Consider the following 3622-nt stretch of genomic DNA (forward strand, 5'->3'; position numbering starts at 1 on the left):
TAGCTTGATGGGCATGTGGCGGTACCCAAAATGTACTTAATTTAGAATCAAACATCAGTTTCATTTAGACTAACCTAACTTGAGTTCCTTCCATAATAAAATATTGAACTATTGTATAATAAGTTAGCTTAATAACTAAAAAATAGAATATAAATCAAACGTATTTATTCGTAATTATTCAACTTCTAGTATCCCAAAAATTAAAATGCTTAAAATGAATAAAGTAAAAAGCAAGATATAAAACTAACTGAATAACAATAAACAACATAAAACTGATAGGTTATTAGATAGAATTTTTATACCAATCACCACATACTCCACAAATTCCTCAGCCACAATTTTTTAGCAAATAAACCCCTTCTTGAAGGAAATGTATTACAGGTACCTTTGACCATAGAAATGAATAGTACTCGTCGATTCATTCCTTTTTTAAAATCATTGAATCATTAACTACTATCCTCGCAATATTTCTGTTTATATCCAAACCAATTCCCACGTTAAAAACGACATAGTTACATGAGATAACACATCAAGGACAGTTACCACACACGTGGTGTTCAAGTAGTTGTAGATACTAACTTTATGGATTCTACATCTGCAATGTGATACTAGAGATGTCCTATTTGTTAAAAAATTCCAAAATTCGGTCATTTATATATTGAGGATTCTCCATGGACATTAAATGTCCTACATCTTTCACCAATTCTACAGTTAGATTGGGTGATGAATTTTCAGCACATTTGAAAGCTTCTATTGGGTTATACATTACTTCATTCTCTCCTAACATTAACAGCATAGGCGTTTGAATTTTGGCTAACTCTTGATTCGTAAAAATATATGGAAATCCCTGTTCTGTTGGATTTTCATTTTTCACTGAATTATTCCACATCATTCCTGCTATCAATTGTTCTTGAATAAATGGATGAATAGTGTATCGATTATCAAAAATCCACTCTAAAAATTTCTCGACCCCTTCCCTACTATTCATCATTCCTGAAGCATAGGAAAAAAACAAAGGATAAAAAGGAATATACGTTGCTGCAGGACTCATTATTACGGCCTTATTTACCTTCTCTGGAAAAAATGTCAAAAAGTTAACGGTATGCAAAGCACCATATGACAATCCTACAATGTTGGTGCTATTAATTTCTAATGTATGTAATACTTCTTTTAACCATAGTGCGTAACTTAAGCGATCTGTAAAGCCCTTTTTTGGAACACTTTTATTTTTATCTCCTAAAATATCAATACACATTATTCTAAAATGTTTACTCCAGTGTAAAATATTTGAATACCACATTGTCGAGCTCATCTTTGCTCCATGGAGTAATACGAGAGGTTGTGCTAATTTATTACCACTTTCAATAATATGAGTCTTCCCTTGAGATGTTTCTAAAAAGTAAGATAAAAAACTAGTTGGCCATAATTTTAGACTTTTCTCATAAGATTGTAGATAGTTAGTTTCTTGATATTTTTGTTCTAAAATCTTCATTTTAGTTCCCTCCATATAAATCATTTTCATAGTTCACTTTTAAAGTCACAGTAGTTTTGCTTTACTTAATACCCATTTTAAATTTAAAGGTTTCAATTTCATCGGCTGCCTTGTTATATCCTCCAGCATTTTTTAAAGATTCTCCAATTCTATGGCTATTTTTTATATAAATATCATTCGATAACACATGCATTGCTGTATTACGTAATATTTCCGGAGTAAGCAAATTACGATCTAACTGGACTCCGGCTTCTAATTCTTCTATTCTTTGAGCAACTATAGGCTGATCTCCCATAACTGGAATAACTAGCATAGGAACACCAAAATATAAGCTTTCACTGGAACTATTCATTCCCCCGTGTGTAATAAATAGATCAGTTTGTTGTAGAATGTCTAATTGAGGAACGTAATTATATAGCTTAAAATTAGAAGGAATATTATCTAATTGACTAATATCATTTTGTTCCCCTATAGGTAATATGACAGTAACCGAGCTATCTCGAAATGCTTCAAAACATGTGTAATAAAAATCGGGTTGCTGGTTAAATACTGTTCCCATAGAAATAAAAATCAGCTTGTTTCCCTTTGCCTGTTCTAAGGAAAAAGAATCTACATCTTTATGCTGTGCAATAGAGGACCCGACAAATATATAAGAACCATCAAATTCTTCGACATTTGGTTGATACAATTTTGATGTATATACAATTGTAATATCCCCTGGGCATGTCATCACATTCTTTTTTTCATTAAGAGTAATTCCATAAATATCTACCCATTTTTTTAAAATACACATGACCTCCTGATATAAAAGGGATTTTTTATTTTCTTCTCCATGATTTTTCATAAGAGTAGAGGCTATCTTTTTAGTAATGGCAAATGTTGTACATGAGGAAATTTTAGGTAATTGTAATACTTCTGCTATGATCCATCCAACAGCGAAGTTATTATCATATATAACATAATCGTATTCTTCTTCTTTTACTTCTTCTAAAATTATCTCTATTATTTTATCCATGGATTTTACCATGTGTAATAATAGTTCTTGAGAATCTATTTGCCCACTCATTCTTTTTACCATGTCTATTTGTGATATGAAATTTTCATATGGTCGAAACAAAGCTCCTGTATTCTCTATTTTACTTCTATACTTTTCTACGCAATAGTAAATAACTTCCTCGCCTCTTTTTATTAGTTCTTCGACAAGTGCAATTGTCGGATTAATATGTCCTTCTCCTGGAAAATTAAACATTAGAACTTTTGCCATATTATTGTTCCTCCCCCAAAGTTTAAATAACTATTCTATTATTACTAATATCAATCACGTACTGATATTTGAAGTAAAGGTAAAGATTTTCTCCTTTCATTTTAATGAAATCACTTGTGCTATTAAATGGAAAAAACAATTAAGAAACAAAGTAGATATAAAAAATCACATAATTCCCTCTCTCTATTTCTCTCATGTATAATAAAAAATAACTAAGAGTAGAAAGGGCTGAATTATGCGCAGATATCAATATTTTTAATCTACCCATCACCAATATAATGGAGGTAAAAGTATTGATTACAGAATTATACACACAAAGATTACATTTAAGAAAAACAGAAGAATCCGATTCATTAAGCTTATTTAAAATATGGTCTGATCCAGATGTTACGAAATTCATGAATATTATTAATTTCACTACTGAGGATCAAGCAAAAGACATGATTAAATTTCTAAACGAGCTGGCTCAAAGCAATAAAGCGCTCCGATTTACTATTATCGAAGCAAAATCTAATCAAATCATTGGTTCATGTGGTTATAATTTCTTAGATTTCGAAAACTCTAAAACTGAGATTGGTTATGATATTTCAAAAGCATTTTGGGGCAAAGGATATGCACCTGAAGCAATTTCCGCTTTATTAGACTATGCATTTACTAATTTAAAGCTAAACCGTATTGAAGCAAAAGTTGAACCTGAAAATCTAAATTCCATAAGTGTTTTAAAAAAATTAAAATTTACATTAGAAGGAACGCTAAGAAAAAGTGAAAAATCAAATGGAAAATTCATCGATTTAAGTATCTATTCGAAACTAATAACTGATTGATTGTACTCTCTCCCCCTATACTTCAATGAAGTATAGGGCCTT

General features: G+C 30.6%; 3 protein-coding genes. 1 reads left to right on the top strand and 2 read right to left on the bottom strand.

What is annotated here, in order from left to right:
• Nucleotides 1-619: 619 nt before the first annotated feature.
• Together ABWK52_RS28190 and ABWK52_RS28195 are read right to left on the bottom strand one after the other, a co-directional pair.
• Nucleotides 620-1492, bottom strand: a complete 873-nt coding sequence (locus ABWK52_RS28190; protein WP_098541642.1) for an alpha/beta fold hydrolase — start codon at nucleotides 1490-1492, stop codon at nucleotides 620-622.
• A gap of 61 nt (nucleotides 1493-1553) precedes the next feature.
• Entirely contained in the window at nucleotides 1554-2756 is a 1203-nt protein-coding gene (locus tag ABWK52_RS28195; protein ID WP_353772316.1) for a macrolide family glycosyltransferase, read from the bottom strand.
• Nucleotides 2757-3049: 293 nt separating this feature from the next.
• Here ABWK52_RS28195 and ABWK52_RS28200 point away from each other — a divergent pair, with 293 nt between their 5' ends.
• Complete coding sequence (locus tag ABWK52_RS28200; protein WP_000627284.1) at nucleotides 3050-3580, top strand: GNAT family N-acetyltransferase; 531 nt, start codon at nucleotides 3050-3052, stop codon at nucleotides 3578-3580.
• Nucleotides 3581-3622: the final 42 nt, after the last annotated feature.

Origin of the sequence: Bacillus sp. AP50, assembly GCF_040492675.1 — a bacterium.
GTDB lineage: Bacteria > Bacillota > Bacilli > Bacillales > Bacillaceae_G > Bacillus_A > Bacillus_A cereus.